The following is a 25,846-nucleotide window of genomic DNA, read 5'->3' on the forward strand; positions in this document are numbered from 1 at the left end:
ACCGTCTCGACCAGTACTGGGCCGAGCACCCCGAACGCTTCAGACGGCGCCCGACCGCACCACAACACCCACTAAAAACCGGAATCAACACCCGCCTGCTGTCTCAGACAGGTTGACAACTTCCGTGCGCCGGACGCAATTGTCCGCAGCGGGAACAGTCGGGGGCTACTCGCCCTCGAGCGCCCGCTTCTCAGCTTCGAGCTCTTCCCGTTCGGTGGCGTCGACTATGCGCTTGGCGTCGATACCCACCAGCGAGTGGCGGCGGCCATAGGCGAAGTAGACGATGAAGCCGAGCAGCAGCCAGACCGCGAATCGCGCCCAGGTGAGGGTCGTGAGGTTGAGCATCAGCCAGAAGCACAGCACAGCCGAGAGGATCGGCAGGAACGGCGACCACGGCACCTGGAAGGAGCGCTTCAGATCGGGCCGCTTCTGGCGCAGCACCACGACGGCGATGCTCACGAGCACGAACGCGGACAGCGTGCCGATGTTGATCATCTCTTCGAGCACACCAACGTCGGTCAGCCCGGCGATCAGGGCCACGGCGGCACCGGTGATGATCTGGATGCGCACCGGCGTGCGCCGCTTCTCCGAGGTGACGCTGAGCCAGCGCGGCAGCAGGCCGTCGCGGCTCATGGCGAAGAGCACCCGCGACAGACCGAGCAGCAGGACCATGATCACCGTGGTGAGGCCCGCCAGGATGCCGATGGAGATGACCTGGGCGGCCCAGCCGGCGCCGACGGCCACGAAGGCGGTGGCGAGCGACGCGTTGGGGTCGTCGGCGAGCACGGTGTACGGCACCATGCCGGTGAGGACCAGGCTCACACCGACGTAGAGCACGGTGACGATGGCCAGGCCGGCGAAGATGCCGCGCGGCAGGGTCTTCTGCGGGTTCTTGACCTCTTCGGCGCTGGTGGCGACCACGTCGAAGCCGATGAACGCGAAGAACACCAGGGAGGCGCCGGCGAGCAGGCCGAAGATGCCGTACTGCGCGGGCGCGGCACCGGTCATGAACGAGAACAGCGACTGGGTCCACACGTCGCTGCCGACGCCATCCGTGGTGGGCACGGACTCGGGGATGAACGGCGTGTAGTTGGCCGGAGTGATGAAGAAGGCGCCGACCACGATGACGAAGAGCACGATCGCCACCTTGATGATGGTGAACACACTGGCCACCCGGGCGGACAACTGGGTGCCCAGCACGAGCAGGGTCGTGAAGATGGCGACGATCACGAAGGCGCCCCAACTCACCTGGAGTCCGGCCACGTCGAGGGTCGACGGGATGTCCCAATTCCAGAGTGCGAAGACGTTGCTGAGGTAGATGCCCCAGTACTTGGCGATCACGGCCGCGGCGGTGAGCATCTCGAGGATCAGGTCCCAGCCGATGATCCAGGCGAGCATCTCGCCGAGGGTGGCGTAGGTAAAGGTGTACGCGGAACCGGCAACGGGCACCGCGGAGGCGAATTCGGCGTAGCACATGATGGCCAGGGCGCAGGTGATCGCGGCGAGCACGAAAGCGAGCGTGACGGATGGTCCGGCATAGCTGCCGGCCGCCTTGGCGCCCACGGAGAAAATGCCGGCACCGACGGCGACGGCGACTCCCATGACCATCAGGTCCCAGGTGCCCAGGGTGCGTTTGAGGCTGTGCCCCTTTTCCAGGGAATCCGCTATCGATGACTCGATGCTCTTCGTACGCCAGAGACTCATGAGGAGGGTTCCGTTCCGTCTAAAGCTCAAGTTTAGGGCGACCCGTTCCCCAGCGGCAGACCAAAAGTCCCTACCGGACTCCCCCTCGCGGTGCAGGGCCCGGCAGAGACTTTCGATGGTGGCCGAGGGTCACCGTACCCCGGCCGGCACCGGCGTACGACCGCGCATCAGGATCAGCACGATCGCGAGCACGGCGAGCGCGATGCCCACCGTCGCTGCGATCACGGCCGCCGCCGGCACCCCCGGCACGAAGAAGGCCGGCAGCGCGGTCAGCGTCGACAGGGCCCGGGTGGCGATGATCGTCCAGCTGGGCCACCCCGCTCCGCGCCAGGCGAACGGCACCAGAACCACGGTGATCGCGCCGAGCCCGATCGCCGTCGCCGCCACCACGACCGGCAGGAGGGCGTCGGAGGCGAGTTGGCTGATGCCCCCGGCGATATCGGCCAGGCCCAGCAGCGCGGCCAGGACCAGGCCCACCTTCGTGGTGGTTCCGGTGGCCCCGGGGGCCTGGGTGTCCAAAGTGTTCGCGTTCATGATCATCCTTCCTGTTGGGGCATCCGCCGGATGCCGATCGGTTACCACCGACTCTCTCCTGCGACGAGCGTTGGACCCACAGGGCCTGCCCGCCTCCGCGCCGGACGAACCGGGAAGAATTGACCGGTACGGATAGGGGCCTGCCCCCACTCGCCGGTACCCCAAGCCGGTCATACTCGCTGCATGATGCACACAGAGGCCGGTGCGGCGGCGGGGGCAGACGAGGGCGCTCACCCGCAGGCGAAGCCCATCCGCGTGTTACTCGCTGACGACCATCCGATGATCCGGCGGGGTCTGATGTCGCTGCTGTCGACCCTGCCCGGCGTGGTGGTGGTCGGGCAGGCGGGGAACGGCCGTGAGGTGCTGCGCGAGGCGGCGGTGGCCCGGCCGGATGTCGTGGTCATGGACCTCCGGATGCCTGGAGTGGATGGCGTGGAGACGACCAGGCTGCTCGCCCGCGACCACCCCGACGTCGCCGTGCTGGTGCTCACCATGTTCGACGAGGACCAGCTGATCAGCGAGGCGCTCGCCGCGGGCGCGCGTGGCTATCTGCTGAAGGGCGCGGAGCAGGACGAGATCGAACGGGCCATCCGCGCGGTCGCGGCGGGCGACGTGATCTTCAGTGCCACCGTCGCCGACCGTGTCCTGCGCAGCGCGACAGCCCCTGCGCCGGCGCTGCCCGCCCTGAGTCACCGCGAGGGTCAGGTGCTCGACCTCATCGCCTCCGGGCTCGGCAACGACGCGATCGCCCGCCGGCTCTCACTCGCGCCGAAGACCGTGGGCAACCACATCTCGTCCATCTTCCTGAAGCTGGGCGTGGCCACTCGCAGCGAGGCCATCGTCCTCGCCCGCGAAGCCGGCCTCGGACGGCGGTGAGCGCCGTGATCGGGCGCGGCCGGATGCTCGCGGGGTGGTCCGCGCTGCGGCGCCCCCGGGCAGCCCGGGCACTGCTACTCGGGCTGATCGGTGTGGGGTCCTGCTGCTGGCCACCGTCGCCGTAGCGGCGCTGGCCCTCGACGCCGACTGGACCGACCTGGTCGACAGCTACACCGTCACCAACGTGGTCTTCGGCCTCGCTTTCGGGGTGTCCGGCGGTTTGATCGCCTGGTCCCGGCCGACGAACGGGGTCGGCTGGATCTTCCTGGCCGGCGCGGTCGGGCATCTGGTCACCGCCGCGGCCGGCGTGGTCATGTTCTACGGCATCGAGTCGGGCTGGCCGGAGGTCGGCAGCCGAATGCTGGCGAGCGTCTACATCGTGGCCTGGCAGGTGGGGATCGCCGGGCTCTTCCCGCTGGCCTTGTTGTTGTTCCCCGACGGCCGGCTGCCCTCGCCGCGCTGGCGCCCGCTGGCCTGGCTGATAGTGCTGTCCATGCTGTTCCAGATGACCACCGGCGTGGTCTCCCGGGACCCGTCCGGTCCGCCCCGTGCCCAGACGTCGATCCTCTCCGTCGGTCTGGTCCTGCCGACGATCGTCGAGGCCGCCGGCGGTATCGTCGCCTCCGGCGTGTTCGTGGCCTGCATCGTGTCCCTGGTGCTCCGCTACCGACGCGGCGACGAGCAGACCCGGATGCAACTGCTGTGGGTCATTCTCGCCATCGTGATCCTGGGCGTGGTCAATGGCCAGCGCTTCGTCACGGGCAACGGGCCGATCCTGTTCCTGCTCACCTCGGTGCTCATCCCCCTGTCCATCGCGATCGCCATCGTGCGACACGGGCTGCTCGACATCCGCCTGGTGCTCTCCCGCACCCTGTTGTACGTGCTGGCCGTGTCGACGCTCGTGGCGGTCTACGCAGGACTCGTCGCCGGTCTCTCGCTCGTGGTGCCGGCCGCCTTCGGGCGCACGGTGGCGATCGGGGCCGCCATCGTGGTGGCGCTGGGCTTCAACCCGCTGCGCCTCTACCTTCGGCGGCTGATCGACCGGGCCTTCTACGGCACGAGGGCCGATCCGACGGCCACCATGGTGTGCCTGGGCGAGGGCCTGCGCTCCACCGGCGACCTCGGCGACGTCATCGAGCATGCCCGGCTGGCCTTGCGGATGCCGTACCTGGCCCTGGTCCCGGCGCTGGGCGACCGGATCTACGAGTCGGGTATGCCGCCGGCCGAGGGGAACACCCGACCGGCCGGCACCGACGGGAGGCCGGGCGGGCCGCACACCGAGGTGCCGTTGACCTACCGCGACCGGGTCGTCGGCCGACTCCTGGTCGGGCTGCGGCGAGGGGAGCGGGTCCTGCACGAGGACGACCGCCGAGCGATCGCCCTCATCGCCGCGCCCCTCGCCGTTGCCCTGCATGCGGTCGGCCTCACCGAGCAGGTGCAGGCCGCTCGCACCGCCGTGGTGGAGGCGCGGGAAGAGGAGCGGGTGCTGCTGCAGCGCGAACTGCACGACGGTTTGGGACCCCTGCTCACCAGTGCCGCGCTGCAGGCCGACGCGACCTCGAACATCCTGCGCACCGACCCGGACACGGCGGAACAGTTACTGCGCACCGTGCGCGAAACCGTGCGGCAGGCCCTCAAGGACGTGCGCCGGGTGGTCTACGGGCTACGCCCCATCGAATTGGACGAACTCGGCCTCGTCGATGCCCTGCGCCAGCGCACCCGGCAACCGGTGATCGTCGGCGAGCGCACCATCGAGTTCGTCGTGCGCGCCGAGGCCTTGCCCCCGCTCACCCCGGCCGTGGAACTGGCCGCCTTCCGGATCGCCATGGAGGCGGTGTCGAATGTGCTGCGGCACTCTGAGGCCACCCGGTGCGTGATCACCGTGAGCGCCTCAGACGAGACGCTGGCCCTCACCGTGACCGACAACGGCATCGCCGGCAACGGCATCGCCGGCAACGGCGGGACCTCGACGCCGGGCGATGCCGGGGTGGGCTTGCGGTCGATGGCCGAACGCGCGGAGGAACTCGGTGGATCGGCCACCGGCGGACCGGCACCGAGCGGCTGGCGGGTGCGGCTGGAAATTCCTATGCCTCCGCCGGCTTGAACGAATCCTCTGAGAGAACAGCAAGAACCCCCGAACGGGGAGTGCGACCGGGTGCTCTGCACGTTCTCTTGCGCGTGTCCCAGCCGGACACGCCATCGAAGAAAGTGTGCGCTTGAACTCCAACGGATTCCAGGACCAGGTCGTCTTCATCACCGGAGGAGCCTCGGGGCTCGGGCTGGCCGCGGCCCGCCGGTTCGCCGCCGAGGGCGCCACGATCGCCATCGCCGACCTCAACACCGAGGCCGCCGAGACTGCCGCAGCGAAGTTCGCCGGCGCGATCGCCATCACGGTCGACGTGTCCAGGCCCGAGCAGGTCGAGGCCGCCTTCCAGACCGCGATGGAGAAGCTCGGCAAGGTCAACGTGATCTTCAACAACGCCGGCATCGACGGCAAGCAGCAGCGCCTGCACGAGATGGACCTGACGAACTGGGACCTCGTTTCCCGCGTCAACGGCGACGGCGCATTCTTCGTGCTCAAGTACGGCATCGCGGCGCTCCTCGCCTCCGGCGGCGGCAACGTGGTCAGCACGGCGTCCACCGTTGGCCTGGCGGCGCAGGAGCACATCTCCCCCTACTCCTTCACCAAGGGCGGCCTGGTGAACCTCACCAAGTCGGCCGCCGTCGAGTACGCCAAGGACAACATCCGCATCAACGCCGTGGCCCCGACCGCGGTGCGTAACCCGCTGGTGGAACACTTCATCGACAGTGCCGAGGACCCCAAGGCCATGCACGAGCTCATGGAGAACTTCAACCCGATCCCCGGCATGCCCACCCCGGATGACGTCGCCGACGCTGTACTGTTCCTCGCGTCGAACGAGGCCACCTGGATCACCGGCCACACCCTCCCGGTCGACGGCGGCTACCTCGCCCGCTGACACCGCTGCCGGCCGAACGTCGGCTGGGTGAACCCTCACGATTTCGTGAGTATCGACGGGCGGCCCTGCGGTCGTGGCTATGGTGTGTCGGGGAGGCCGGTCGGCCTCCCCGACTTTCGTTGGATCGACACCCGACTCCGGATCGACTCCGTTGTCTCGACGCAGAATGAGGAGAACACCATGACGACCACCGAACTTTCCGGCAAGCGCATCGCCTTCCTGCTCACCGACGGTTACGAGGACAGCGAGCTGTCGAGCCCCTGGCAGGCCGTGACGGATGCCGGCGCCACGGCCGTTCTCGTCTCCCCGGCCGCCGAGAGCGTCACGGGAAAGAAGGGCCATTCGCAGTATGTGGACCTGGCCGTCGCCGACGCGAAGGCCGCCGACTTCGACGCCCTCGTGCTACCCGGCGGCGTCGTGAACGCCGACCACCTCCGCACCAATGAGAACGCCGTCGCGTTCACCCGGGCCTTCTTCGAGGCGCACAAGCCGGTATCGGCCATCTGCCACGCCGCCTGGATCCTGATCGAGGCTGGCGTGGTCGATGGGCGCACCCTGACCTCCTATCCGAGCCTGAAAACCGACCTGCGGAACGCGGGCGCGACCTGGGTCGACGAGGAGGTCGTGGTGGATGCCGGCCTGGTCTCCAGCCGCACCCCGGATGACCTGCCCGCGTTCAACGCCAAGGTGATCGAAGAGATCAGCGAAGGCGCGCACGCCGGCCAGACGACGTAGCCATCCGGTCGAGCCGCGAGTTGCCGCAAGTTCCCCGTCACCGGCGCTCAAGGGGCGTTTCTTCGCAACTCGATGGAGGCGCGTCCCGTGACTCGCGCCAAATGACCCCTTCAGGCGCGTCCAAGGGGAAATTCGCGGCAAGTCAGCGGCCGGGCTGGTCCCGCGGCTAGTCCGGGCGGGCGGTCGCGGGCAGTTGGAGGACCGCTTCAGCGGCCTGCTCGAGCGCCCGGCCGTAGGCGGTACCGTGGCCGGCGGCATGCACGGCGAGCGGATGCAGCTGGTACAACGGCGTCCGCGCCCGCCAGCCCGGGCGCAGTGGCGCCGCCGACTCGTAGCCGGCGAGGATCTCATCCAGGAACGGGCAGCCGAACAGGGCCAGCATCGCCAGGTCCGTCTCCCGATGGCCACCGTGCGCGGCAGGGTCGATGAGGACGACCCCGTCCGCCGACCAGAGCACGTTGCCGGTCCAGAGGTCGCCGTGCACCCGGGCGGGCGGGGCGCCGTCGTCGAAGTCACCGGCCCCGATCCGGGCGCAGCCCGCGTGTACGGCCTCGGCTTGCCGGGCCGTGATGCCGCCGACGTCGAGGGCGATGTCCAGGTAGGGCAGCACCCGGTACCGCGCGTAGAAGGCTCCCCAGCTGGGTTCGAACGCGGCCGGAAGACTGCGATTGCCGATGAACAACGGGCCGCTCCAGTTGTCGGGTGGCGCGCCGAACGCGGCGGCACCGGCGGAGTGGGTGACCGACAGCTCGGCACCGAAGGCCCGGGCGGCGGCCGGAGTGGGCGGGACCTCGTCGACGCTCTCAAGCACGATATGGCCGGGCTCCAGATCGAGCACCTGTGCTGTGCGCACTCCCCCGGGCACCGCCAGCCAGGCCAGACCGGCGGCTTCGGCCTCGAAGAAACCGGACGGTGCGCCACTGCGGCGCTTGTCGAAGCCCCGGGGGTCGCCGGCGAACTGGTTCATCCCTCCACTCTTGCCGTTTGCGCGCTCCGGCGCTACCTGCCACCCGGACGGGCCTTTCAAGAAGGACAAAGTTCGCAAATAAGGATCGGATGTCCAATCCCATCCTTTTCCAGTCACTTTTTCCTTTTGAGGGTGCTTTCCAGCCGGCCTCCGCGCCGACCTCGAGGTCGACCCGGATGCATACGTCCGCCTGGTCAGTGCCAGCCGGACAGCGGCGGAGGAAACCAGTCGACTGCTGCGGGACTCGATCAACGGCGCCCGCGCCGCCGGGCACAGCTGGGACGCCATCGGCGGCCTGCTCGGGGTCAGCCGCCAGGCCGCGCAACAACGATTCTCCTCGGCGAGCCAGCCTCCTGCGGCGCCGTCCGGCGAATCGGAGCATCCGCGCCGTAAGGTGCTGAGCCCGGTCACGGCGTTCGATGAGATGGCCCTGCTGGCCATCGAGGGCCGCCGCGGCTGGCACGTCGTGGACTACGGCACGATGTACCACGTGCTGGAGTCATCCGACCGGCCGTGGGAGCACCGCAGGCTGCCGTGGACGCCGGGCAGCTCGGCCCGACGGCACCTCGAGGCCGAGGGGTGGCGGTTGGTGCGGGAAACGACCTTCCCCTGGGGGTACTACACCCGGCCGCTGGACCTCCCGGCCGACCCCGCCTGACCGGTCAGCCGCATCCGGGCGCACAAAACGGGCCCCCACCTGAAAGGTGACGGCCCGTTTCGAAGAAGATCGCGTTATCAGCGAACCATTCGGCTACTACCTAGCGGCGCAGGCCGAGACGCTCGATGAGCGAGCGGTAACGGTTGATGTCCACGTCGGACAGGTAGCCGAGCAAGCGGCGACGCTGACCAACCAGGAGGAGCAGGCCACGACGCGAGTGGTGGTCGTGCTTGTGCTCTTTGAGGTGCTCCGTGAGGTCGAGAATGCGCTGCGTGAGCATTGCAATCTGGACTTCGGGGGAACCCGTGTCGCCTGGGTGGGTAGCGTACTTTTCGATGATCGCCTTCTTAGCATTAGCTTCGAGTGCCATAGATGGGATCCCCTTTCTCTCACTGCGCGGTGCTCGGGGCAGAATGCCTGAGCTCTCTTTATCCGCGGCCGTTGAACGGCAACCTCAAGATCTTAGCAGAGTTGGGCCGGACCCGGCGGATGGTGGCGGTCCCCCTGTCTTCGAAGCCCCGGACACACCGCCCGGGATGCCGGAGGATGCGCACAGCGGCCGCGCACTCGTCGATGATTGACTAGTCCCCCGCGTGGGGACGCCAGCATCACCGGCACCGCGTACGATACAAGGAGTATCCCGATGGAATCGATCACCCCGGACTCGACCGCACCGGAGCCGACCGCCCCGGTCGCCGCTCCGGACGCCGCTCCGGCCACGCCGGAACCCGGCACGATCAGCCTCTCGCTCACGGCCACGCCCGTGCTCAGCTACGCCCTCGCGCACAACCGCATCAACGTGGTCGGCCGGGTCGGGGTCGACAACCGCGGGCCCGCCGTGCGGGAAGCCGTGCTCCGACTCGAGGTCGTCAGCAACGGCGCCACCCTCGGCACCGCCCGCGATCTGCTCGTGGACCTGGCAGCGGAACGCACCGCGACCTTCACGGATGTCTCCCTCACCGTCGACCCCGCCGCCATGCTGCTCATCGAGGAACAGCGCCCCGCCGCAATCCGGGCCAGCCTGCTCGTCGCGGGCGTCACCGCCGCCGAGGCCGGCGAGCCGATCCTGTAGCTCGCCGCCCAGCAGTGGGTCGCCCAGCCGGTGGAACTGGCCCTGGAGATGCTCTCCGCGCACGTGCTGCCGAACCACCCCGAGGTCGCCACCCTGCTCGGCGAGGCCGCCGAGCTGCTCGAGGCCCGCACCGGGTCGGCGACGATGCCCGGCTACCAGTCCGGCCCGGAACGCGTCGACCAGGTGGTCGAGGCGATCTTCGGCGCCATCCGGGCCCGCGGCATCCGCTACGCCACCCCGCCGGCCAGCTGGGCCGACGACGGCCAGAAGGTGCGCACGCCCGGCGAGGTGCTCGGCACCGGGCCCACCGCCGGGGCCGGCGCTTCCGGCGGCGTGGGCACCTGCCTCGACACCGTGGTCGTGATGGCCGCCGCCCTTGAGCAGGCCGGGCTGCACCCCTTGCTCTGGGTCGTCGCCGGACACGCGTTCCTCGGCTACTGGCGCGAGGAGGAGACCCTCGGGGCGCCCGCACTCACCGATGTCGCCGAGGTGATCAACCTCATCGACCTCGACCTGATCCGGCTCGTGGAGACCACGCAGGTCACCGATCGCACCGCCGGCAGCCCGCTCACGTTCGCGCAGGCGCAGCGCTCCCCCTACCTGGAGTGGCTGACCGACCTCGGCACCGTGATCGGCGTGGTCGACGTCGTGCAGGCGCGGCGCACGCACATCCTGCCGCTGCCGGCGCGCACCGTGGCCGGCGACGGCACCGTGATCGTCACCGAGTATCGGCCCGCCGACGCGGCCGCCGTCGGAACGGCCGCACCTGCCGCCGGTTCGACGGAGGCCACTGCCGCCGCGACGTCTCACGATTCGGCGACCACCCTCGCGCCGACCACCGGCACCACCGGCCCGGCCACGCCGCCCCGCATCACGCCGCCCCGGATAACACAGTGGAAGAACGCGCTCCTCGACCTGAGCCTGCGCAACCGGCTGATCAACTTCACCGCGCGCGGTGCCCTCGCGCTCACCGTGCCCGACCAACACCTGGCCGGCGTCGAGGACCTCGTCAACGGCGGCACCGGGCTGACCCTGCTGCCCGCCGACCGGATGTCCACGACCGACCGCGAGCGCGGCATCCGCTTCGGCCGGGACCTGCCGGTCGACCAGCTCGCGGCCGTGCTCGCCGACAAACACGCCGTGTACGCCGATGTGACCGACGCCGCCTACGCCACGAAGCTGCGGGCGCTGGCCTACAAGGCGCGCACCGTGGTGCAGGAGACCGGCGCCAACAACCTCTACCTGGCGTTCGGGTCGCTGGTCTGGACCTCCAACGACCGGCAACTGCGCAGTCCCCTCGTCCTCGTGCCCGTGGTGCTCGAACCGGCCGGCCGCGGCGGCGACTACCGGGTGCGGTTGGACGAGGCCGGCGCCTCCACCCCCAACTACTGCCTGCTCGAGAAGCTGCGCCAGCAGCACGGCCTGAGCATCCCCGGGCTGGCCAGCCCCGCCGACGACGCCACCGGAATCGACCTGGCCGCCGCGTTCCGCGCCACCCGCGAGGCGCTGCTGGCCGCCGGCCTGCCCTACCGCGTCGAGGAGACCCTCGACCTGTCGATCCTGCAGTTCGCGAAGTTCCGGCTCTGGAAGGACCTCGACGAGAACTGGGCGAGCCTGGCCGAGAACTCACTGGTCAACCACCTCGTACACACCCCCACCCAGCCGTTCGTCGACCCGGTGCCGCTGCCCGATACGGTCGACCTGGACGCCCTCGGCGCCGAATGCCCGGTGCCCGGTGACTCCTCGCAGCTCGCTGCGGTGGCCGAGGCCGTCGCCGAACGCACCTTCGTGCTCGAGGGCCCGCCAGGCACCGGCAAGTCGCAGACCATCACGAACCTGCTCACCCGAGCGGTCTACGAGGGCAAGAAGGTGCTCTTCGTGGCCGAGAAGCGCGCCGCCCTGCAGGTGGTGCAGGCCCGGCTGAACGAGGTGGGCATGGGCCCGTTCGCGCTCGACCTGCACGACAAGGCCAGCAAGCCGGCGGCCGTGCGCGCGCAGATCCGCCAGGCCCTCGAGCACAATGTGAGCGTGGACGGCCAGGGCCTGAAAAACGACCTCGACGTGCTCGGCACCGCCCGGCGCAGCCTGGCCAGATATACCGACCGGCTGCACGAGCAGAACAGCGCCGGCCTGTCGTTCTACTCCGCCCGCACCGCCGTCCTCACCGCCGACGACGACGTGCGGGCGCTGCCCCTGCCCGCCGACCTGCCGGCGCGCATCACGGCCGACGAGCTCACCGAGCTGCGCCGGCTGCTGCGGGACCTGCCTGACGTGACCGATCCGGTGCGGCCGCGGCCGCAGCATCCGTGGGCGTTCGTGACCGCTCCGCCGCCCGCGCCGCTGGACCTGGCCGCGGTGGCCCGGGCCGCCGCCGCCCTCGACGAAGCCCTCGCTGGGCTCCTGTCCGCCGACGCGACCGGACCCGCCGCCGCCGTCGTGGCCACGGCCGCCAGCCCCAGCGAGTTCGTGACCCTGAGCAGCCTCGCCGGCACGGACCGCGTTGCCCTGGCCACCCTCGACGGCACCCGCACTCCCGCCTGGATGGCGGCCGCTGCCGCCGCCGAACAGGCGGCCGGCGCCTTCGTGCAGGCGGAGCACCCGGCGCTGACCCTGCTCGCACCCGGCGCGCTGGGGCTTGACGCCGCGGCCCTGCACCGGGATGCCCAGGCAGCGGATGCGGCGGGCTATTTCGGCCGCCGCGGCCGCCGCAAGGCCGTGCTCGCGCGCCTCACCGCCGAACTACGGCCCGGCGCGAAGCTGCCCCTGGGCTCCCTGTCCACCGTCACCGGCCAGCTCGCCGACAGCCAGGCGCAGCTGACCAGCCTGCGCCGGGCGGTGCGCGCCGTGGCCGGTGTGAGCATCGCCGACGACTGGAACCCGCTGGAAGGCGCCGCTCAGTCGAACAGCGCCGAGCAGACCGGGCCCGACGAACTCGCCGCCCGGGTGGCCTGGCTGCGTTGGGCCGGCGGCGTCGTCGCCCCCGGCCACCCCGAGCTGGGCGCCGACTTCGTGGCCGCCCTCCGCGACTACCTCGAGGACACACCGGAGCCGGATGTCGTCCTGTCCGCCGCGCTGGACCGGGCGATGCTCGCGCTGCAGGCCGTGCTGACCGCCACCGGCGCCGGGCCGGCCGCCGTGGCCGGCTGGGCCGCTGACGGCGGCCTCGTGGCCGTGTGGACGCGCGGCGCCGAGGAGCGGGACGCCCAGGCGCCGGGCCTGCCCACGCTCACCAAGTGGGTGGCCCTGCTCGAGCACCTGGAGCCGCTGACCCGGCTCGGGCTCACGGCCGCACACACCGCGGTGCTCCGCGGCGAGGTGGACGCCGACGACGCCGGCCTGGCGCTCGAGAAGGGGCTCGCCACCGCATCCGTCACCGAGCGCGGCCGGGCGACCGCACTCGGCCAGTTCGACGCGGCCGCCCAGAACCGGTCGATCACCCGCTTCACCACCGCGTCCGGCGCGGTCCGCCGGCACCTGCCCACCTTCATCCCATACAGCGTGCTGCGCCGGCGCACCATCGGCGCCGTCCGTTCCGCCGCCGACGGAGCTACCGCGACCGCCAGCGATACGGGTGCCGCGACAGCGGACAGTGCAGCGGCAGCGAACACCGCCGCCCGGCTCGGCCTGCTCGGGCGCCAGCTCGACCGCCAGCGCGGCGGCATGGGGGTGCGCGAGCTGATGCACGAGTTCGGCGACCTGATCACCGACATCATGCCGTGCATGCTGATGAGCCCGGAATCCGTCGCCCGGATCTTCCCCGCCCGGGCCGACCTGTTCGACATCGTCGTCTTCGACGAAGCATCCCAGGTGCGGGTGTCCGACGCCGTCGGCGCGATGGGACGGGCGCGCTCGGTGGTGGTCGTCGGCGACAGCAAGCAGATGCCGCCCACCTCCTTCGCCGAAGCCGCCATCGGCTCCGGCGAGGAAGACGGCGACACCCTCGAGTTCGTGCGCGACGAGGAGTCGATCCTGTCCGAGTGCGTGCAGGCGCAGGTGCCCAGCAAGTGGTTGTCGTGGCACTACCGCAGCCAGGATGAATCGCTCATCGCGTTCAGCAACCGGGCCTACTACCGCGACCGGCTTTCCTCGTTCCCGGCGCCGCACCACGGCGGCGGCACGGAGGCGCCCGGCGATTCCGCGGGCTACGGCGTGAGCCTCCGCCGGGTCGACGGCGAGTTCCTCCGCAGCGGCACGGGCAAGAACCTGCGCACCAACCCGGTCGAGGCGAAGGCCATCGTGGCCGAGATCGTCGCCCGGTTCGCCGCCGACCCCGACGGCGTCCCGTCCATCGGTGTGATCACGTTCAACGTTCAGCAGCGCGCCCTCATCGAGGGGAGCCTTCGCGACAGCGGGGACGACCGCATCATGCACGCTCTCGAGAGCGAGCGCGACGGCCTGTTCGTGAAGAACCTCGAGAACGTGCAGGGTGACGAACGCGACACCATCCTGTTCTCCACGGCGTTCAGTGCGGATGCATCCGGCCGGCTGCCGCTGAACTTCGGACCGCTCAACCTGCCCGGCGGCGAGCGCCGCCTCAACGTGGCCATCACCCGGGCCAGGCGCCAGGTGATCGTCTTCAGCAGCTTCGATCCGCAGGACCTGCGCGCCGAGGAGACCATCTCCGCCGGGGTGAAGGACCTGCGCGCCTACCTCGACCTCGCCGCCGGCGGCTCGGACGGGCTTGCCAGCCCGCTGCGGCAGTCGGCCGCGCTGGACCGGCACCGGGAGGAGATTGCCGAGGGACTGCGCGAGCGTGGCTTCGCGGTGCAGACGGATGTGGGACTGTCCGACTTCCGGGTCGACCTCAGCGTCGCCACGACCGGGTCGCCCGAGCATCCGGTGATGGCCGTGCTGCTCGATGGCCCGACCTGGGCCGCTCGCCGTACCGTCTCGGATCGCGACGGACTGCCCGTCGAGGTGCTCTCCCGGCTGATGGGCTGGCCCGCGGTCGAGCGGGTCTGGATGCCGGAGTGGCTGGGCGAGCGCGATGCGGTGCTCGACCGCCTCGCCGAGCAGCTCGACGCCCTCGACGCCGCCCGCCAGGCGAGGGAGTCCGCCGCGCTGGTGTGACTGCCCGCGGCGGGCCGTGCGCAGCGGAGACACAACCCGCGTTACGGGACACACCCTGTGCCACGGGCGCGCGGCACAGCAGGGCGCGGCACAGCGGTCGGGTCAGAGCACGGTGAAACCGGCGGGCAGCGGCGCCCGGCCGGTGGCGGCGCGCAGCAACGGGGCGGCGACTCCCTGGCGGGCGGCCAGGTCGGCGAGCACCTGCAGGGTCGCGGCGGCGGCGGCCTCCGGCACGGTCTGTTCGGCGGCGGGCACGCCCTGGCTCTGCAGCAGGTCGCTCGTGTGCACGGTGAGCTCCAGGGTGCGGGATGGCAGGTACTCGGCGATGCGGATACGTCCGGCCGGGGTGTCCGCCGGTTCGTAACCGTCGAGGGCGGCCACCCGGGCCAGCACCCGGGCGGCGAGCGCGGCGACAGCGGTCGCGGGGCGGGCGCCGAGGGTCGCGGCGGTCTCCCGGCCGCGCTGCGCGATCAGCTCCGGCGTGCCCGCGGCGAGCGCCCGCTCGAAGTAGGCCGCCGGGCTGATCACCTCGACGGGTGCGATGGTGCCGGCCGCATCCTTGTCCGCCGCCAGGTCGAGGTACGTCTCGATGGTGAGCAGTGCCCGGCTGGTGTGCCCGACAAGGTCGCGCACAGTCCACTCCCCCAGTCCCACCTGGGCCCAGACGTCCGACTCCCCGGCCGCCCGCTCGGCGATGCCCGCGGTCACCGAGACGAACCACCTGGTTGCCGCCTCAAAAGCGGGAACAATCTCTGGCCAGTCCCGCGGAGTCTCACTCATGCCGCCAGAGTAGCGGCACCGCGCCCTGCCGGTATAGGACTGGCCAAGTCGGGCCTTCCCCAGTCCGGGGCTCCCCCAGCACCCGCATCCGTTCGAAGCTCGCGGCGCACACCCACAATGGCCGAGCACACCCCATGGACCGGGTGCGCTCGGCCGCCGCCCCGAGCGGGCGTCCCGGCCCACACGGAGTCTCGGCCCGGCGCCGCAGGAAGCCAACGCCGGGCTGCGCTCAGTCAGCCGGACTGCGCTCAGAACACCCGGGCGGCGATCTCCGCCGGCGCCTGCAACAGCGCCTCGATCTCGTCGTCGAGCCGCACCAGCGTGAGGGAGGCCCCGGCCATGTCGAGCGACGTGCAGTACTCGCCCACATAGCTGCGGCCTACGGTGATACCCAGCTCGGTGAGCCGTTCGTGGGCGTGCCCGAACAGGATGTACAGCTCGCTGATCGGTGAGCCGCCGAGCCCGTTGATCATCAGGGCCACCCGGTCGCCGGCCACATAGGGCAGGTCCTTGACCACGGCGTCCAGCAGCTCGTCGGTCATCTCGTTCGCCGTGGTGAGCTTGGCGCGGCGCCGGCCGGGTTCGCCGTGGATGCCCACGCCCACCTCGATCTCGTCCTCGCCGAGCTCGAACAGGGGCGACCCCTTGGCCGGCGGCGTGCACGAGGTGAGGGCGATACCCATGGTGCGGGTGACGCTGTCCACCTTCTCGCCGATCCGGATGAGCTCGTCCAGGTCCGCGCCCTGCTCCGCTGCCGCACCGACGGCCTTCATCACGAAGAAATTGCCGGCCACGCCGCGGCGGCCCACGGTGTAGGTGGAGTCCTGCACGGCGACGTCGTCGTCGATGAACAGGGTCTTCACGTTCACGCCGTCGGCGGCGCTGAGTTCCTGCGCCATTTCGAACGCCATCCGGTCGCCGGTGTAGTTGTTCACCAGAAGCAGCACGCCCTTGGGAGAGGCCAGCAGTTTCGTGGTCTCGTAGACGTAGTCCATCGGCGGGGCGGAGAAGACGTCGCCGGGGCAGGCGGCGTCGAGCATGCCCTTGCCGACCGTCATCACGTGCGCCGGTTCGTGACCGGATCCGGAGCCCTGGATGATCGACACCTTGTCGGGGTTCGGGGAATCTGTCCGCATGATCAGGTTGTAGGCGGGCACGTACGTCAACGTGTCGGGGTTGGCCAGCGCGATGCCCTTGAGCATCTCCGGGACGTACTGCTTCGGGTCGTTGACGAACTTCTTCATGGTTCCCTCTCTTCGCGATGCGGTGCTCGGCTGGTCCGGGTCAGTCGGTGGAGCTCGTCGGACGCTCGGCCGGCGGGCCGGTGTGCTGCCCGCCGGCGGATGCCGCCGCCCGCGCATCCCACTCGGCGCTGAGCCGCTCCAGGATCACCGCCACCGCCACCGCGCCGGGATCCGGCGAGCCGATGCTGCGCTCCCCCGTATAGCTGGCCCGGCCACGGCGGGCCTGCAGCATCGACGTCTGGTCGGCGCTTCGCCGGGCCACCTTCGCCAGACGCCGCAGCGTCGGTGCCGCATCGGTGCCGGCCGCGACGTCCTCCTCCAGGGCATCCGCCACCGGCACGAGGGCGTCCAGCAGGGTTTTGTCCCCCACGTCGGAGTTGCCGCGGGCCTTGATGCCGTCGATCGCGTTGCGCAGCATCGCCAGGGCCTCGGCGCCGTGCACCTCGCCGGTGTCCTTGACGGCGATCGACGCCCGCAGGAAAGCGGTGCCCCAGAGCGGCCCCGAGGTGCCGCCGATACGGCCGGAGATCACCATGCCGACCTTCTTCAGGAACGCGCTCGGGCTGGACCGGTCGAAGCTGTCCCAGTCCGCCAGAACGATCTCGAAGCCACGGGCGAGCGAGTAGCCGAAGTCACCGTCGCCGACCACGGCGTCGAGGTCGCCGAACTCCTTCTCGTTGTCGACGGCGGTCTGCGCGATGCTGTGCACCACGAATTCGGTGGCGGCCAGGCTGGTCATGAGGTCTCGCTTTCTGGGTGGGCAGCGGCGGGGTCGGCAGCGGATGGCCGGGGTGCGCCCTGCAGGATCGCGGCCAGGTCGGCCAGGCGCACGTACCCGTCGGGGCGGCGGCCGGCCGGATCGGCGAGGACCTCGGCGGCGGGACCGGCCGGGTCGCCGAGGGACGAGACAACGAGCGCGGCACCGTCGAAGTCCTCCTCGGCTGTGTAGCTGCTCACCGTCACCAGGGTGGCCAGGCCCGCGGCGAGCGCCGCCTGCAGCCCGTTGGCACTGTCTTCGATCACCAGGGTCTCGGCGGGGTCCACCGCCAGCTCGCGCAGCGCGTGCAGGTAGATGTCGGGGGCGGGTTTCTTGGCGGGCACAATATCGCCCGCGAACACCCGGAACCGCTCGGCCAGCTCCGGCCCGACGGCATGGCTGAGCACGGCGCGCACCGATTCCTCCGCCGAGGTCGACGCCACGGCGAGGGTCCAGCCGGCGGCGGCGGCTTCTTCGGTGATCCGGCGGATGCCCGGCCGGCCGGGCATCACCCCGGCGGCCACCCGTTCGGTGTAGATCGCGGTCTTGCGCTTGTGCCAGGCCAGGAGGGCGTCGCCCCAGGTGTCCGGGTTCTCCGGCAGGCCCAACTCGGCGGCGACCTGGGGGGTGAGGATGCTGCGCATCCGTTCCTTGCCGCCGCCGATCTTCACCTTCTCGGCGTAGTCGGCGTCGCTCCACTGCACGGGCACCCCGAACTCGGTGAAGGTCTGGTTGAAGGCCGGCAGGTGGCCGTCCCGTTCGGTGTCGGCGAGCACTCCGTCGCAGTCGAAGATCAGCGCCGGCATGTCAGGCCTTCCCCGCGCTGCCGAACTGCTCGGCGAGGCCCCGGGTGAGGTTGACGATGTCGGTGCGCACCTTCGCGAACAGTGACGGCGGGTCCCACTTGTCGCGCGCCTGCGCATCCGTGAGGAACGACAGGTTCGACTTCATGTAGGTGATCTTCAGCGCCGTCGAGATGTTGACCTTGGCGCAGCCGCGGGCGATGAGGTCGGTGAACTGCGCGTCGGTCATGCCGCTGCCGCCGTGCAGCGCGATGGGGATCGGGTGCGCGGCGACGAGGTCGCTCACCCGCTGGAAATCCAGGACCGGTTCCCGCTTGTAGACGCCGTGCGCGTTGCCGATCGCCGGCGCGAACACGTCGACGCCGGTGGCCTCGAGGAACCTCAGCGACACGTCGAGGCTCTGCCTGGCGGCCTCGGTGTCGCTGCCCACGCCGTCTTCGACGCCGGTGATCGACTCGATCTCACCCTCCACGTGGGCGCCGAAGGTGCGCGCCTGCCGAACCACTTCGATGGTCTGGCGCTGGTTCTCCTCCGAAGGCAGGGTGGACGCGTCGAACAACACCGAGTTCCAACCGCGCTCGAGGCACTCGGTGATCACGTCCCGGTCCGGGCAGTGGTCAAGATGCAGCGCCACCGGCACGTCGATGCCGGCGGTCATTGCTGTCCACATGGCGAAGAGCACGTCGGAGCCGATCGACTTGACGGTCTTCACGGAGGTCTGCACGATCACCGGTGAGCGGGCTTCGACCGCCCCGGCCAGTACCGCCTCCATCGTCAAGTCGTTGACGATGTTGATCGCGGGAACGCCGTACTTCTCGGCGAACGCACGATCGACGATGTCTTTGAGAGTGCTCACGGCCATGTGCGCCTCGCTTCCTCGCGTGTTCTGGGGATGGTAGGCGCGAACCCGCCAACCGGCAATGCAGCCGGTGACGCCGGTTGGCCGCGGTGGCCGGCGCCGGGGCGCGGCGCCGGTACCGATCCGGTGCGGGGACGGCCCCGCGCTCCTCACGCATAATTGTCGCTATGGACCCTGTCAGCACCATCGTCTGGATCGTCGTCTTCGTGGTGGTCACCGTCATCGTGACCGGCTTCTCCCGGCGGATCGGCTGGTCGGCACCGTTCGTGCTGGTGGTCGTCGGGGCGGCCGCGTCGTTCCTGCCGTCGGTACCGCGTATCGAACTCGAGCCGGAGCTGGTGCTCTACGGCCTGCTGCCGCCGCTGCTGTTCGCGGCGGCCATCCGCACGTCGGTGGTCGACGTGCGGGCCAGGCGAGACGGCATCCTGCTGCTGTCGGTGGGTCTGGTGGCCTTCACGGTTGTCACCGTCGGACTCACGGCCTGGCTGGTGGTGCCGGCGATCACGCTGGCCGCCGCGTTCGCGTTCGGCGCCGTCGTCGCACCGACGGATGCCGTCGCCATCACGGCCATCGCCGGGCGGCTGGGCTTGCCGCGGCGGGTGGTGACCGTGCTGGAGGGCGAGAGCCTGCTGAATGACGCCACCGCCCTGGTGGCCCTCAACGCGTCGATCGCGGCCATCCTGAGCTCCGTGAGCCCCCTCTCCGTGACCGGCGACTTCGCGGTCGCGGTCGTCGGCGGGGTGGGCGTGGGGCTCGCGGTCGGCTATGTGCTTGCGATCATCCGCCGGCAGTTGCATGCTCCGGTGCTGGACACCAGCCTGTCGCTGGTCACGCCGTACCTGGCGTTCATCGTCGGGGAACTCGTGCACGGCTCCGGGGTGCTCGCGGTGGTGATCGCCGGGCTGTTCCTGGGCTACCGGGCCCCGGTCATCCAGTCGGCGGAGGCCCGGATCGCGGAATCGATCAACTGGCGCACCATCCAGTTCCTGCTGGAGAACGCCGTGTTCCTGTTCATCGGGTTGAACCTGGAGTCCATCCTCGAGGGCGCGATACTGACCGGCACCGGGTTCTGGGCGACGGTGCGGATCTCGCTGGTGATTTTCGCCGCGGTGCTCCTGTCTCGGTTCGTGTGGATGGCGATCACCACCTCGATCTACCGGTACGGGCCGCGGCGCCTGCGGGAGCGGGGCTGGAGCTGGCGCACCGGGGTGGCCGTGTCGTTCGCCGGAATGCGCGGCGTGGTCACCCTGGCGGCGGTGTTCCTGCTGCCGCCCGAAACTCCGCAGCGGGAGCTGTTGCAGCTGCTGGCGTTCGTCGTGGTGGTCGGCACGCTCCTGCAGGGGCTCGCCTTGCCGTGGATCATCCGCCGGTTGCGGTTGCCGCCACCGAACAAGTCGCAGGAGCGGATCGAGGCGCAGATGCTGCTGGCGGAGGCGCAGACCGCCGGCCTGGCCCGGCTGGACGCCGAGGTCACCGACGCCGACGAAGCCCGGGTGATCGGCCGGTTGCGCACCAACGCCGTGTTCCTGGCCGATGCGCTCGACAACCCGGCACCGAATGACGCGGAGCCCCTGCCTGCCGCGTACAACCGGCTACGACGGGCCATGATCGAAGCCGAGCGGGAGGCCGTGCTGGCCGCCCGGGTGGAGGGACGCTACCAGGAGCCGGCCATCCGGTCGGCGCTGGCCTTCATCGACGTGGAGGAAACCGCCCTCAAGGCCGGCTCGCCCAAGCGCCTCGAGAACTGAGCCGCCCGCTCGCGGCGTGCGTTCGTGCTCGCTGCGTGCGATATTGCACGCATTAAGCCACGCAACGAGCATTTTCACGTGCTGCGAGCGATATCCTCGCAGCTAGGTGAGCGCAGGGCGCGGGGGAAGCGCGGGTTCGTTCCAGGTCTTGGCGATCGCCCAGCCCACGGCGGCGATCGGCACGGCGAGCACCGCACCGATGATGCCGGCCAGGATGGTGCCCGCGGTGAGCGCGACGAGGATGACCAGCGGGTGCAACTTGAGCGACTGGGCCATCACGACGGGCTGCAGGAAGTTGCCCTCGAGCTGGTTCACCACCACGACGATACCCACGACGATCAGGGCGACGACCCAGCCGTTCGCCACCAGGGCCACCAGCGCGGCCAGAATACCGGCCACCGTGGCGCCGATCAGCGGGATGAATGCGGTCATGAAGACGATCACGGCGAGGGGCAGCGCCAGGGGTACCCCGAGAACGGCCAGCCCGATGCCGATCGCGGCCGCGTCGACGAAGGCCACGATGGCGGTGCCCCGCACGTACCCGCCGAGCACCCGCACTGAGGTGGTGCCGATCCGGCGGCCGCGCGCCAGGCGTTCGCCGCGGAACGGCTTGAGGAAGAAGTTCCAGATGACGTCGCCGTCCTTGAGGAAGAAGAACAGGATCACGATCACGAGCACCAGCCCGGTGATGAACTGGCCGGCAGCGGACACCCCGGCGATGGCGCCGGAGCCGAACTGGCTGCTGGTGAGGAAGTCGATACCGGCGTTCTTGGCGTCCTCGATCTGGCTGGCGTCGATGGCGAGCGGGCCCTCGGCTAGGTAGGTCGACAGCTCGTCGATGCCATCGGATGCGCTGGTGTACAGATCGCTCCACTGGTTCTCGACGGCGAAAACGATGAGGGTGACGATCCCGCCGAACACCACGATCGCGGTGAGCAGGGTGACCCAGGTCGCCAGGATGGCCGACAGCCCGCGACGGCGCAGCCATCCCACCACCGGGCTCAACGCCGAGGCGAGGATGATCGCGATCAGCACGGGGATGACCACGAGCTTCACCTGCACGAGGACGAAGACGATGACGGCCACCAGCGCGAGCGCCATCAGAATCTGGGCGCTGCGAAGGCCGAGCCAGCCCAGCTTGTCGGTCAGCAGGGTTCGTAACGTCGTCGGACCGGTGGTCTGGGCAACGACCTGGCGGGAGCCGGAGTTATCGGAAATTCGCATGTCACCACCCTAAACAACGTTTCGCGACATAGCTCGATAAAACGCGCCGGGACACCGCCAGAGGCGTTTTTGGGGTTCGACAATCACACGATACACACGTTTCGGGTACCCGACACCCGAGGAATTCCCAGTGTCCTGGAGTGCCATGGAGGATGTCCCAGCGGGATCCGAGGCTCCGGACGAACCACCGAGAAACACCATGAGGATGCCGTGCACCCGCAAGCGCGGACCGGTCGGTTCAGGCATCACACCAGGTATCAAGGAGGATACAAAATGGCAGGAAACAGAGCAGTCGCCTACGAAGGACCGGGCAAGGTCGATGTCATCGACATTGATTACCCCACCTTCGAGCTGAGGGACGGACCCGGGGTCAACCCGGCCAACATCGGCCGCCAGGTTCAGCACGGCGTGATCCTGAGAACCATCACCACGAACATCTGCGGCTCCGACCAGCACATGGTCCGGGGGCGCACCACGGCTCCGACGGGCCTGGTGCTCGGGCACGAGATCACCGGCGAGGTGGTCGAAGTCGGCCGCGACGTCGAATTCATCAAGGTCGGCGACATCGTATCCGTCCCGTTCAACATTTCTTGCGGTCGCTGTCGCAACTGCAAGGAGCGCAAGACCGGCATCTGCCTGAACGTGAACCCGGACCGCCCGGGCAGCGCGTACGGCTATGTCGACATGGGCGGATGGGTCGGTGGGCAGTCCCAGTACGTGTTGGTGCCCTACGCGGATTGGAACCTGCTGACGTTCCCGGACCGGGAGCAGGCCCTGGAGAAGATCCTCGACCTCACCATGCTGTCTGACATCTTTCCGACCGGGTTCCACGGCGCCATCACCGCCGGAGTGGCTGTGGGCTCAACGGCCTACATCGCCGGCGCCGGACCCGTGGGACTCGCTGCTGCGGTGTCGGCCCAGCTGTTGGGAGCCGCCGTCGTGATTGTGGGAGATCTCAATCCCGAACGCCTGGCGCAGGCGCGCAGCTTCGGTTGCGAAACCGTCGACCTCACCAAGGGTGAGCCTCAGGATCAGATTGAACAGATCCTGGGTGTGCCCGAGGTGGACGCGGCGGTGGACGCCGTCGGCTTCGAAGCACGGGGGCACGGCAAGGATGCCGAGAAGGAGCAACCGGCGACGGTGCTGAACTCGCTGATGAAGATCACGGCAGCCGGTGGCGCTCTCGGCGTGCCCGGTCTCTACGTCACGGGTGACCCCGGTGCGGGGACCGAGGAGGCCAAGGTCGGTTCACTGTCGCTCAGCCTCGGCACCGGTTGGGCGAAGTCACTGTCGTTCACCACCGGCCAATGCCCGGTGATGAAATACAACCGGCAGTTGATGATGGCGATCCTGCACGACAGGGTGCAGATCGCCAAGGCTGTGCACGCACAGCCGATCAGCCTCGAGGATGCCCCGCGCGGGTACGCCGAATTCGATGCGGGTGCGGCTACCAAGTACGTGCTCAACCCGAACGGCTACCTCAAGGACTGAGCCGGCTCCATCCGGGCCGACTCGCCCTGAGACCACCGGCAGGCGACATCCGGGACCGGGCGGCACCAGCCGCCCGGTCCCGCTTGCCGTACCGGCACGCCGCGCCGGATGCGGGCGCCGGACGCGGGTGCGGGCGCCCGCGGGTAGCCTGATCTGGTCGCCGCACGCGGCAGCCCCGGCGACACCGCCCGTCAACCCGATCCTCTGGACCCCGCCATGCCCCCAGAAACTCAGCCGGCTCGCCCGGGCGCCGGCGCGGCCGTGCACTGGGACGCGCTTATCGTCGCGGGCGGCCGGGCCGAACGGCTCGGCGGCATCGACAAGACCGCCCTGGTCTGGCACGGCCGCAGCCTGCTGGAGGGCGTGCTGGGCGCTGCCGCCGGCGCACGGCGGATCTGCGTGGTCGGCTCCGACGCAGTCCTGCCCGCAGCCGTGCTGCGAACGGTGGAACGACCCCGTTGGGGCGGCCCTGCCGCGGCCATCATGGCCGGGCTCCACGCGCTGGCGGGTGCGTCGGAGGACGCCGGGCCCGCATCGGCGCAGGCGGACAACGCCGCCGACACGGCCGCTGGCACCGCAGCGGCCGAGAACACAACCGGCGCCGACTGGGTCGTGGTGCTCGCCGGCGACCTCGTGCGGGCCGATGAGGCGGTCTCGACACTCCTGGCCGGGCTCGACAGTCTCCTCGCCTTCCCGCAGGTCGGAGCCGACGCGGGTCAGCTCGCTGACGGCCTGATCAGCGTCGATTCCGGTGGCCGGCGTCAGCCGCTACTCGCTGTCTACCGGCGCAGAGCCCTGGTCTCGTCAGCGGGCTTGATCGGGACCGCCGAGAACCTGTCGGTGACCACCCTCATCGGCGGCCTCCACCTGGTGGAACTGCGCCTGCCAGATGCCCTCGGCGACGATGTCGACACCCCGGCGGACGCCGCCAGGCTCGGCATCGTCCTGCCTCCTCCGCCCGCGCGTGCGGAGTCTCCCTGAGAGCAGCGGTGAGTGGCTAGCCTTGACCTAGGCGACCCGTCGCCGATGATCCGCAAGGAGCCAGCAATGCCCGCGATCCACTCCGGCCGTCCCGTCCGCTTCGGCGAGGCCGGCATTGTCGCCGGCCGTCGTGTCGACCGGTTGGCCCGCTGATGGAGTGGCTGGAGGCCCGGGCCGCCGTGCACCGCCTCGGCACGGAAATGCCCCGTAGCACGGAGACCGTCCCCCTGCTCGAAGCAGCCGGGCGCACGCTCGCCACCGTGGTGCACTCGCTGACCGCCCTGCCGGGCTTCGCGTCGTCGGCCATGGACGGGTGGGCCGTCAACGGCGACGAACCCTGGCTGCTCGGCGAACCGATCCTGGCCGGCGACCCGCCGTCCACCGAGCACCTCGCACCGGGATCCGCCCGGGCCATCGCGACCGGTGGGTGCGTGCCCGCCGGAACCCACGGCATCCTGCGCTCGGAACATGGCGCGGTGCGGCGCGCGCCCACGGCAGGCATCGCGGCCACGCTCGTCCGGTCGGCGGACGCCGGCGACGACGAGCCCGCGCCCGGCGAGCACGTGCGGGCCCGCGGCGAGGAGTGCGGGCTCGACGAACGCATGCTCGACGCCGGCTGCCTGCTCACCACGCCGCGGGTGGCCCTGGCCGCGGTGACCGGCCACGACACCCTCACCGTGTCGGCGCTGCCCACCGTGGAGTTGCTGCTGTTGGGCACCGAGGTGATCGAGTCCGGCGTCCCCGGCCCCGGCCAGGTCCGGGATGCCTACTCCCCCGAGTTTCCGGCACTGCTCGGCAACCTCGGGGTGCGGCTGACCGGCATGCGACGGCTACCGGACGATCTCGACCAGACCGTCGAGGCGGTGCGCTCGAGCACCGCGGCCCTGGTGATCAGCACCGGCGGAAGTGCCCGCGGCCCGGCCGACCACGTGCGCGCGGCTCTCACCGTGCTCGGGGCCACCGTTCTCATCGACGGCGTTCGGATGCGACCCGGGCACCCGGTGATGGTCGCCCGGCTGGCCGATGGCCGGCTGATGCTCTGCCTGCCCGGCAACCCGCTCGCGGCGATGCTCGTGCTGGCCAGCCTCGGGGTGCCGCTGATCGAGGGGATGCTTGGCCGGCCGTTGGCCCCCCTCGGCCGGATCGAGCTGGCGCAGGACGTCGCCAACCTCAGCGGGTCGACCCGTCTGGTGGCCTATCGGCACACGGCCGACGGGGCTGTCCCGACCGCCCGGCAGGGGTCCGGCATGCTGCGAGGACTGGCCGAGGCCGACGGTGTGGCCATCGTCCCGTCCGGCGGCGCCTGTGCTCCGGAGTCGGTCGCCACGCTTCCGCTGCCCTGGTAGACCGGGTCGACTCCGCTCG

The 25,846-nt window shown here is 70.3% G+C and carries 21 protein-coding genes; 11 read left to right on the plus strand and 10 right to left on the minus strand.

Going from position 1 to position 25,846, the window contains the following annotated elements; genetic code table 11:
- Positions 1-165: 165 nt before the first annotated feature.
- Together JWP54_RS12625 and JWP54_RS12630 are read right to left on the minus strand one after the other, a co-directional pair.
- Positions 166-1,704, minus strand: coding sequence for an amino acid permease (locus JWP54_RS12625; RefSeq protein WP_297372610.1), 1,539 nt, complete (start codon positions 1,702-1,704; stop codon positions 166-168).
- Between the two features lie 129 nt (positions 1,705-1,833).
- Positions 1,834-2,238, minus strand: coding sequence for a hypothetical protein (locus JWP54_RS12630; protein ID WP_297372612.1), 405 nt, complete (start codon positions 2,236-2,238; stop codon positions 1,834-1,836).
- Positions 2,239-2,421: 183 nt separating this feature from the next.
- Here JWP54_RS12630 and JWP54_RS12635 point away from each other — a divergent pair, with 183 nt between their 5' ends.
- From JWP54_RS12635 to JWP54_RS12650, 4 genes are all read left to right on the plus strand, one after another.
- Complete coding sequence (locus JWP54_RS12635) at positions 2,422-3,114, plus strand: response regulator transcription factor (protein ID WP_297372614.1); 693 nt, start codon at positions 2,422-2,424, stop codon at positions 3,112-3,114.
- Positions 3,115-3,148: 34 nt separating this feature from the next.
- Positions 3,149-5,218 carry a histidine kinase gene (locus JWP54_RS12640; RefSeq protein ID WP_297372616.1) on the plus strand — a complete coding sequence of 690 codons (2,070 nt, stop codon included), beginning with the start codon at positions 3,149-3,151 and terminating at the stop codon, positions 5,216-5,218.
- 112 nt (positions 5,219-5,330) lie between these two features.
- A complete protein-coding gene (locus JWP54_RS12645) occupies positions 5,331-6,092 on the plus strand; it encodes an SDR family NAD(P)-dependent oxidoreductase (protein WP_297372617.1) in 762 nt (253 codons plus the stop codon).
- Between the two features lie 180 nt (positions 6,093-6,272).
- Positions 6,273-6,827 (plus strand): type 1 glutamine amidotransferase domain-containing protein, encoded by a 555-nt coding sequence (locus JWP54_RS12650; protein ID WP_297372619.1) that lies wholly within the window; start codon positions 6,273-6,275, stop codon positions 6,825-6,827.
- 166 nt (positions 6,828-6,993) lie between these two features.
- On the opposite strand, the gene JWP54_RS12655 is transcribed toward JWP54_RS12650, so the two are convergent.
- A complete protein-coding gene (locus JWP54_RS12655) occupies positions 6,994-7,794 on the minus strand; it encodes a fructosamine kinase family protein (RefSeq protein WP_297372622.1) in 801 nt (266 codons plus the stop codon).
- A 394-nt stretch (positions 7,795-8,188) separates the two neighbouring features.
- On the opposite strand from JWP54_RS12655, the gene JWP54_RS12660 reads away from it, so the two are divergent.
- A complete protein-coding gene (locus tag JWP54_RS12660; RefSeq protein WP_297372623.1) occupies positions 8,189-8,452 on the plus strand; it encodes a hypothetical protein in 264 nt (87 codons plus the stop codon).
- A 100-nt stretch (positions 8,453-8,552) separates the two neighbouring features.
- Here the strand turns inward: JWP54_RS12660 and rpsO are convergent, their stop codons facing one another.
- A complete protein-coding gene (rpsO, locus tag JWP54_RS12665) occupies positions 8,553-8,822 on the minus strand; it encodes a 30S ribosomal protein S15 (RefSeq protein ID WP_066594293.1) in 270 nt (89 codons plus the stop codon).
- A gap of 273 nt (positions 8,823-9,095) precedes the next feature.
- On the opposite strand from rpsO, the gene JWP54_RS12670 reads away from it, so the two are divergent.
- Positions 9,096-9,524, plus strand: coding sequence for a hypothetical protein (locus JWP54_RS12670; protein WP_297372627.1), 429 nt, complete (start codon positions 9,096-9,098; stop codon positions 9,522-9,524).
- A gap of 30 nt (positions 9,525-9,554) precedes the next feature.
- Positions 9,555-14,594, plus strand: coding sequence for a DUF4011 domain-containing protein (locus JWP54_RS12675; RefSeq protein ID WP_297372629.1), 5,040 nt, complete (start codon positions 9,555-9,557; stop codon positions 14,592-14,594).
- Between the two features lie 102 nt (positions 14,595-14,696).
- Here JWP54_RS12675 and JWP54_RS12680 read toward each other — a convergent pair whose 3' ends face one another.
- The 5 genes from JWP54_RS12680 to JWP54_RS12700 form a co-directional block, all read right to left on the minus strand.
- A complete protein-coding gene (locus JWP54_RS12680; protein ID WP_297372631.1) occupies positions 14,697-15,374 on the minus strand; it encodes a maleylpyruvate isomerase N-terminal domain-containing protein in 678 nt (225 codons plus the stop codon).
- Between the two features lie 248 nt (positions 15,375-15,622).
- A complete protein-coding gene (gene dhaK, locus JWP54_RS12685; protein WP_297372633.1) occupies positions 15,623-16,618 on the minus strand; it encodes a dihydroxyacetone kinase subunit DhaK in 996 nt (331 codons plus the stop codon).
- Positions 16,619-16,658: 40 nt separating this feature from the next.
- The gene (dhaL, locus tag JWP54_RS12690) at positions 16,659-17,357 is read right to left on the minus strand and encodes a dihydroxyacetone kinase subunit DhaL (protein WP_297372635.1); all 699 of its coding nucleotides are present in this window, start codon (positions 17,355-17,357) and stop codon (positions 16,659-16,661) included.
- Positions 17,354-18,181: an HAD-IA family hydrolase gene (locus JWP54_RS12695; protein ID WP_297372636.1), complete on the minus strand. Its 828-nt coding sequence runs from the start codon at positions 18,179-18,181 to the stop codon at positions 17,354-17,356. Before JWP54_RS12695 ends, dhaL begins: the two co-directional genes overlap by 4 nt.
- A 1-nt stretch (position 18,182) precedes the next feature.
- Entirely contained in the window at positions 18,183-19,040 is an 858-nt protein-coding gene (locus JWP54_RS12700; RefSeq protein ID WP_297372638.1) for a class II fructose-bisphosphate aldolase, read from the minus strand.
- 164 nt (positions 19,041-19,204) lie between these two features.
- Between JWP54_RS12700 and JWP54_RS12705 the strand changes: the two genes are divergently transcribed.
- Positions 19,205-20,785, plus strand: a complete 1,581-nt coding sequence (locus JWP54_RS12705) for a Na+/H+ antiporter (RefSeq protein ID WP_297372639.1) — start codon at positions 19,205-19,207, stop codon at positions 20,783-20,785.
- A 102-nt stretch (positions 20,786-20,887) separates the two neighbouring features.
- Here the strand turns inward: JWP54_RS12705 and JWP54_RS12710 are convergent, their stop codons facing one another.
- The gene (locus tag JWP54_RS12710) at positions 20,888-22,009 is read right to left on the minus strand and encodes an AI-2E family transporter (protein ID WP_297372641.1); all 1,122 of its coding nucleotides are present in this window, start codon (positions 22,007-22,009) and stop codon (positions 20,888-20,890) included.
- Between the two features lie 273 nt (positions 22,010-22,282).
- On the opposite strand from JWP54_RS12710, the gene fdhA reads away from it, so the two are divergent.
- From fdhA to JWP54_RS12725, 3 genes are all read left to right on the plus strand, one after another.
- Positions 22,283-23,500, plus strand: a complete 1,218-nt coding sequence (gene fdhA, locus JWP54_RS12715; RefSeq protein WP_297372643.1) for a formaldehyde dehydrogenase, glutathione-independent — start codon at positions 22,283-22,285, stop codon at positions 23,498-23,500.
- 216 nt (positions 23,501-23,716) lie between these two features.
- A complete protein-coding gene (locus tag JWP54_RS12720; protein WP_297372645.1) occupies positions 23,717-24,481 on the plus strand; it encodes an NTP transferase domain-containing protein in 765 nt (254 codons plus the stop codon).
- A gap of 152 nt (positions 24,482-24,633) precedes the next feature.
- Positions 24,634-25,827 carry a molybdopterin molybdotransferase MoeA gene (locus JWP54_RS12725; RefSeq protein WP_297372647.1) on the plus strand — a complete coding sequence of 398 codons (1,194 nt, stop codon included), beginning with the start codon at positions 24,634-24,636 and terminating at the stop codon, positions 25,825-25,827.
- Positions 25,828-25,846: the final 19 nt, after the last annotated feature.

This window comes from Cryobacterium sp., from assembly GCF_025463825.1.
Taxonomy (GTDB): domain Bacteria; phylum Actinomycetota; class Actinomycetes; order Actinomycetales; family Microbacteriaceae; genus Cryobacterium.